At 45.7% G+C, this 6,446-nt stretch carries 8 protein-coding genes and 2 pseudogenes; 5 read left to right on the top strand and 5 right to left on the bottom strand.

What is annotated here, in order from left to right:
• Together IQ224_RS20510 and IQ224_RS20505 are read left to right on the top strand one after the other, a co-directional pair.
• Positions 1-206 (top strand): annotated as a pseudogene (locus IQ224_RS20510) (helix-turn-helix domain-containing protein); the annotation flags it as partial.
• Positions 172-417: pseudogene (locus tag IQ224_RS20505) on the top strand (flagellar assembly protein H); the annotation flags it as partial. The pseudogenes IQ224_RS20510 and IQ224_RS20505, both read left to right, overlap by 35 nt.
• A 66-nt stretch (positions 418-483) precedes the next feature.
• On the opposite strand, the gene IQ224_RS20500 reads toward IQ224_RS20505, so the two are convergent.
• Positions 484-1,437 carry a 6-bladed beta-propeller gene (locus tag IQ224_RS20500; RefSeq protein WP_370583158.1) on the bottom strand — a complete coding sequence of 318 codons (954 nt, stop codon included), beginning with the start codon at positions 1,435-1,437 and terminating at the stop codon, positions 484-486.
• 229 nt (positions 1,438-1,666) lie between these two features.
• Between IQ224_RS20500 and IQ224_RS20495 the strand changes: the two genes are divergently transcribed.
• Positions 1,667-2,491 carry an Rpn family recombination-promoting nuclease/putative transposase gene (locus IQ224_RS20495; protein WP_194033437.1) on the top strand — a complete coding sequence of 275 codons (825 nt, stop codon included), beginning with the start codon at positions 1,667-1,669 and terminating at the stop codon, positions 2,489-2,491.
• The gene (locus tag IQ224_RS20490) at positions 2,484-3,326 is read left to right on the top strand and encodes an Rpn family recombination-promoting nuclease/putative transposase (protein ID WP_194033436.1); all 843 of its coding nucleotides are present in this window, start codon (positions 2,484-2,486) and stop codon (positions 3,324-3,326) included. The genes IQ224_RS20495 and IQ224_RS20490 overlap by 8 nt, the downstream gene beginning before the upstream one ends.
• Before the next feature lie 66 nt (positions 3,327-3,392).
• Here the strand turns inward: IQ224_RS20490 and IQ224_RS20485 are convergent, their stop codons facing one another.
• From IQ224_RS20485 to IQ224_RS20470, 4 genes are read right to left on the bottom strand one after another with little or no spacing between them, the layout of a single operon-like run.
• Positions 3,393-3,581, bottom strand: coding sequence for a hypothetical protein (locus IQ224_RS20485; protein WP_194033435.1), 189 nt, complete (start codon positions 3,579-3,581; stop codon positions 3,393-3,395).
• The gene (locus IQ224_RS20480; RefSeq protein ID WP_194033434.1) at positions 3,562-4,740 is read right to left on the bottom strand and encodes an LL-diaminopimelate aminotransferase; all 1,179 of its coding nucleotides are present in this window, start codon (positions 4,738-4,740) and stop codon (positions 3,562-3,564) included. The genes IQ224_RS20485 and IQ224_RS20480 overlap by 20 nt, the downstream gene beginning before the upstream one ends.
• A gap of 16 nt (positions 4,741-4,756) precedes the next feature.
• The gene (locus tag IQ224_RS20475; protein ID WP_194033433.1) at positions 4,757-5,119 is read right to left on the bottom strand and encodes a co-chaperone YbbN; all 363 of its coding nucleotides are present in this window, start codon (positions 5,117-5,119) and stop codon (positions 4,757-4,759) included.
• A 45-nt stretch (positions 5,120-5,164) separates the two neighbouring features.
• A complete protein-coding gene (locus tag IQ224_RS20470) occupies positions 5,165-6,043 on the bottom strand; it encodes an ABC transporter permease (protein ID WP_194033432.1) in 879 nt (292 codons plus the stop codon).
• A 180-nt stretch (positions 6,044-6,223) separates the two neighbouring features.
• Between IQ224_RS20470 and IQ224_RS20465 the strand changes: the two genes are divergently transcribed.
• Positions 6,224-6,446 (top strand): transposase (locus tag IQ224_RS20465; protein WP_130757148.1); only part of this gene is annotated, 223 nt, incomplete at its 3' end.

Here is a 6,446-nt window from a genome sequence, read left to right as displayed (position 1 = left end):
TCTATCAAGATATTTTAGAGGAAGGCAGAGAGGAAGGCGAGGAAAAGGGACTACAAAAAGGTAAAGAGGAAAAAGCTCGACAAATTGCCCTAAAAATGCTATCTGCTGGTTTTTCTATCCCAGAAATCGCCCGATTTACCGATTTATCCCCCGTAACTATCGAGCAATTACAATCGAGAGACGATCAAAAAAATCCTTCGGAGTGACATTATGAGAGAATCCGTCATCTATCAAGATATTTTAGAGGAAGGCAGAGAGGAAGGCGAGGAAAAGGGACTACAAAAAGGTAAAGAGGAAAAAGCTCGACAAATTGCCCTAAAAATGCTATCTGCTGGTTTTTCTATCCCAGAAATTGCCCGATTTACCGATTTATCCCCCGTAACTATCGAGCAATTACAAAGACAGCATCACAATTAAAGCTTTAATAACCGCAAAGGGTGGGGAATTAGGAAAATTTTAGACCGTCTCCCCACTCCACACCGGTTAACGACGTTTAGCGACGCAACGCACCACTAAACCACCCCCTAGTATGCCTAATCCGATAACACCAGAAGGTTCGGGCGTGGACACTGGCGGAGGACTCATCGGACTGAATACCTGTACGCGGCCGTTCAACGAATCGGCCACATAGATATTACCAGTGCTATCGACCGCGATACCTCTGGGGGCCCTGAACTGACCGTTCCCCGTACCGAAGCTACCGAAAGCAGACTGGAAGACACCACTGGAGTTAAATACCTGTACGCGATGGTTATCCGTATCGGCTACATAGATATTACCAGTGCTATCGACGGCGATACCTATGGGGGTACTGAACTGACCGTTCCCCGAACCTTGGCTACCCAAAATGGACTGGAAGACACCACTGGAGTTGAATACCTGTACGCGGTTGTTGGTTGCTGTATCGGACACATAGATATTACCACCGCTACCGACCGCGATACCTCTGGGTGAATTGAACTGACCGTTCCCCGAACCGAAGCTACCGAAAGTGGACTGGAAGACACCACTGGAGTTGAATACCTGTACGCGATTGTTGATCGCATCGGCTACATAGATATTACCACCGCTACCGACCGCGATACCGTAGGGTGAATTGAACTGACCGTTCCCCGAACCGGAGCTACCGAAAGTGGACTGGAAGACACCACCGGAGTTAAATACCTGTACGCGATTATTAAACGTATCGGCCACATAGATATTACCACCGCTACCGACGGCGATACCGTAGGGTGAATTGAACTGACCGTTCCCCGTACCGGAGCTACCGAAAGCGAAAGAAAAAGAAAAACTGGCTGCAGTGGCACTGCTGGCGATACTAATACATCCGATCGCAGTGGCCGTGGCTAGGGAAAAGGATTTCAGCCGAGCCTTTGATAAGCTCTGCTTCTCCCCCCCCCATGATTGATAAGTTTGGCTGATGACATAAGGCTTCACAAAATTCAACTGATTGTAACCTACTCCTTCCTCTAGCAATTGTCAAGAAATTTCTGGGAATATGTGACAAATTTACCCATATCTAGGGGATTAGTCCATGGTTAGAATTGATTTTTGCCTATAATGTATTCCGCGCTACGATTCTCTTCGGCAAAAGTTACGACAAATACAGGATGTCAACACCGGCGATCGAGGGTATCCTAGGAGAAACGGAAAGTAATCCCTGACGATGTTTGATAATATTTGTAAATTTATTGCCGAAAACTTCTCCGATGATCTAGCCACTTGGTTATTGGGTTCTCCCCTCTCCTTAACCGTCCTCGACCCGACGGAATTACAATTAGACCCCATTCGGGCCGATTCTCTGATTTTTTTGCAGTCAGAGGAATTAATTCTCCATACCGAGTTTCAAACCGACCCCGACTCCAAAATTCCTTTCCGAATGCTTGATTATCGCATTCGCGTCTATCGTCGTCATCCCCAAAAACAAATGCGTCAAGTGGTAATTTATCTACGACGCAGTGATTCTCCCCTAGTACAGGAAAATACCTTCCGTCTGGGGGAAACCTTTCATTCCTTCCAAGTCATCCGTCTTTGGGAAGAAAAGACACCACAATTTTTCCATCATCCCGGTTTATTACCCTTTGCCGTCCTCAGCAATACCGATGACCCTGAACAGGTGTTAAGTCTGGTGTCCCGTTCTTTAGAAACTATCCCCGAAAAACAGGTGCAAAGCAATCTCGCTGCCGCTACCAGTATTCTCGCCGGGTTAGTATTAAATCGAGAGACGATTAAAAAAATCCTTCGGAGTGACATTATGAGAGAATCCGTCATCTATCAAGATATTTTAGAAGAAGGCAGAGAGGAAGGCAGAGAGGAAGGCGAGGAAAAGGGACTAAAAAAAGGCTTGCAAGCGGGTAAAGAAGAAAAAGCTCGACAAATTGCCCTAAAAATGCTATCTGCTGGTTTTTCTATCCCAGAAATTGCCCGATTTACCGATTTATCCCCCGACGCGATCGAGCAATTACAAAGACAAAACGCTGACGATGTTTGATAATATTTGTAAATTTATTGCCGAAAACTTCTCCGATGATCTAGCCACTTGGTTATTGGGTTCTCCCCTCTCCTTAACCGTCCTCGACCCGACGGAATTACAATTAGACCCCATTCGTGCCGATTCTTTGATTTTTTTGCAGTCAGAGGAATTAATTCTCCATACCGAGTTTCAAACCGACCCCAACTCTAAGATTCCTTTCCGAATGCTCGATTATCGCATTCGCGTCTATCGTCGTCATCCCCAAAAACAAATGCGTCAAGTGGTAATTTATCTGCGACGCAGTGATTCTCCCCTAGTACAAGAAAATACCTTCCGTCTGGGGGAAACCTTTCATTCCTTCCAAGTCATCCGTCTTTGGGAAGAAAAGACACCACAATTTTTTCATCATCCCGGTTTATTACCCTTTGCCGTCCTCAGCAATACCGATGACCCTGAACAGGTGTTAAGTCTGGTGTCCCGTTCTTTAGAAACTATCCCCGAAAAACAGGTGCAAGGCAATCTCGCTGCCGCTACCAGCATTCTCGCCGGGTTAGTATTAAATCGAGAGACGATTAAAAAAATCCTTCGGAGTGACATTATGAGAGAATCCGTCATCTATCAAGATATTTTAGAGGAAGGCAGAGAGGAAGGCGAGGAAAAGGGACTACAAAAAGGACTACAAAAAGGACGACAAGAAGGACGACAAGAAGGATTGCAAGCGGGTAAAGAGGAAAAAGCTCGACAAATTGCCCTAAAAATGCTATCTGCTGGTTTTTCTATCCCAGAAATCGCCCAATTTACCGATTTATCCCCCGACTTGATCAATCAATTACAAAGACAGCAGCACAATTAAAGCTTTAATAACCGCAAAGGGTAGGGAATTAGGAAAATTTTAACTCATCTCCCCACCCCACACCGGTTAACGACGTTTAGCGACGCAACGCACCACTAAACCACCACCTAGTATGTCTAATCCGATAACACCAGAAGGTTCGGGAGTGGACACATTACCAATATCACCCGGAATATCAGAGGCAACAAGGTGAAAGATATCGATTGCAGCATAACCACTGCTTAGAATATCGGTTTTATCCCAAAAAAGCCCCAATTTTCTCCACGGCAGCCTCTAGAATATCGGGATCGTGAACTAAGGCAAAACGCACATAACCCTCACCACCCTTACCAAAACCGGACCCGGGGGAAACAGCGACACCAGTTTGGGACACCAATTGCCGACAAAAATCGACGGAATTACCCGGCCAACTGGGGGGAATTTTCGCCCAAACGTACATAGTAGCGGCCGGAGTGGCAACTGGCCAACCGATGCGATTTAGGGCATTAATAAACACATCCCGACGTTTTTGGAAGATAGCGACGGTTTCTTTGACCGAATCTTGATTACCAGTTAAAGCGGCGATCGCACCATTAAGGATGCCCAAATACTGATTAAAATCAACCATAGCTTTAATCTGTCGCAAAGCCATAATTAACTGCGGGTTGCCAATGGCGAAACCGATGCGAAAACCGCCCATATTATAGGACTTGGAAAAGGTAAAAAACTCGATCGAATTAGTTTTAGCTCGATCGGCCTGTAAAATTGACGGGGGGGGCGATGTTCCCTCAAAAAAGATGTCTAGATAGGGAAAATCGTGGATTAAGACTAAATTATGCTGACGGCAAAAATCAACCGCTTTTTGGAAAAATGCCAAAGGTGCGATCGCTGTGGTGGGATTATGGGGATAACTCAAGACCATCAGCTTCGATTGTGCCAGCACTAGGTCAGGAATGTCCTCTAAAACCGGCAGAAAGTCATTTTTTGCCAAAATTGGCATTCCGTAGATTTGACCGCCTGCAAGGGCAACACCGCCCAAATGGGAGGGATAACCCGGATCGAGGAGTAGGGCAAAATCCCCGGGGTTGAGAAGGGCCAAAGGTAGATGGGCCGTGCCTTCCTGAGAACCAATCAGGGGTAAAACCTCCGTTTCCGGATCGATGGGGACACCAAAGCGATCGCTATACCAGTTAGCGGCAGTTATGCGGAAGTCTCTGGTCCCATTATGGAGTAAATAGCCGTGCGTGTGAGGATCGTGGAGAGATCGCTCAATAGCATCGACAACGTGGGGAGCAGCCCCAAGATCGGAGGAACCGAGCGAAAGATCAATAATGGTATTACCCGCTTCTCTACTGGCAGCTTTTGCCCGATCCATATCGGCAAAAACGTTGGATTGTAGTGCCTGTAAGCGGTTTGCTAGGGTTAAGTTACTCATAACCACGGATACCTAATTAGCTGATATAGGTATCGATAAAAGATTGTAATTGTTGTTTGCCGATCGCCCCTTCATGACTGGCAATAAGTTTTTTATCTTTAAAGATGCGTAAAGCGGGAACACCTTCCACCTTATATTTAGCCACCGAGTCGGGGTTAGGGTCTATTTCTAGTTTAACTACTTTTAGCCGTTCGTCGTAGGTTTCGGCCACCCAATCGATCGAGGGAGATACCAAACGACACGGACCGCACCAACTCGCCCAAAAATAGACTAAAACGGGTTTTTCGACCCCAAAAACCTCTTGGTCAAACTTCTGATCGCTAATGACAGTTACGCTACTCACAGTATTTATTTCCTCACCATCGCTACTAATTATCATAGAGGTTCTGGGTACTTTTCGGCAATTATCCAGTTCCACAGTTCCTCAAACATTAGGATCAAAGACATCGCGTAAACCATCACCGATAAAATTAATACTTAACACCGTGATCACGATAGCTAGAGCGGGAAAAATGACCAAATGGGGGGCAGTTGTCAAGTAATCTTTAGCTTTAAATAACATTTGTCCCCAAGTCGGCACATCGGGGGGGAAACCCAAACCCAAAAAACTCAGGGTTGACTCGGTAATAATCGCATTACCCACCGCTAAAGTGGCCGCCACGATAATCATTCCCAAAACGTTAGGTAATAAATGCACCCAGATCAAACGCCAAGGAGTGGCCCCCAAAGCTTTTGCAGCCGAGATAAATTCCATCTCGCGTAATTTTAAGAAATTTCCCCGCACCAATCGTGCCACCGACATCCAATTTAAACCCCCGATCACCAAAACCACGAGGATAAAAATACCCGTTTCCGGTCCGGCGATTTTTTTGATACTATCGCGAAATAGATAGACAATCAGCAAAAGTAGGGGTAATTGGGGCAAAGATAGGAATAAATCCGTTAATCGCATCAATAAGCCATCGATTGCGCCCCCGTAAAACCCAGAAATAGCCCCGATCGCTGTTCCTAAAATCATCGCCACCATCATAGCAGCAATGCCCACCGCTAGGGAAATTCGACCTCCCACCAAAATCCTCGCCAATTGATCTTGGCCCAGATCATTAGTCCCGAAAAGATGTTTTAAACTAGGGGGAGCAGTGGTTTGACTAAAATCAATGGTATCGATGGGGACCCGATAGAAAATCGGACCAAATAGGACAGCAAAAATAATTATCATTAATGCGATCGCTCCTATTACTGCCAGGGGATCTCGGTAAAAACGTCGCCAAGTATCGATAATTGCAGAAGACAGGGAAGACATAAGCTGTTAAGTAGATAGGTATTAAAAACTTTCAGATCCCCCCGCCTATCGGCACCCCCCTTATCAAGCTATCCATTAGTCAGATCTTTCTTAACAAAAAGAGAAGAAACTTAAAAAAAGGGGAAACGATTGATAGGTATAGTTTTGAAAGAAGGAATTAAGGTGGAGGTAAGCAAAAAAATGGAGAAATGGGCAGCCCAAGAATTACAATATGCAGACCTAGGGGACACCAGAAGAAAGAAAAGGTTAATCAGTATCGTAGAAAACTTGGCCAGTCAACCTAGTACAAGTGTGCCACAAGCTTCGGGAAATCTAGCCGCAGCGAGTGCCACCTACGACTTTTGGAATTCCCCCTATTTTCACCCCTCAGATATAATTGCCGCCCAAGCTAAAAGTACAGTAG

Source organism: Microcystis sp. LEGE 00066, from assembly GCF_015207925.1.
GTDB classification, from domain to species: Bacteria; Cyanobacteriota; Cyanobacteriia; order Cyanobacteriales; family Microcystaceae; genus Microcystis; species Microcystis ichthyoblabe_A.
The sequence above is the reverse complement of the archived record's forward strand: the minus strand, read 5'-3'. Positions and strand labels throughout refer to the sequence as shown.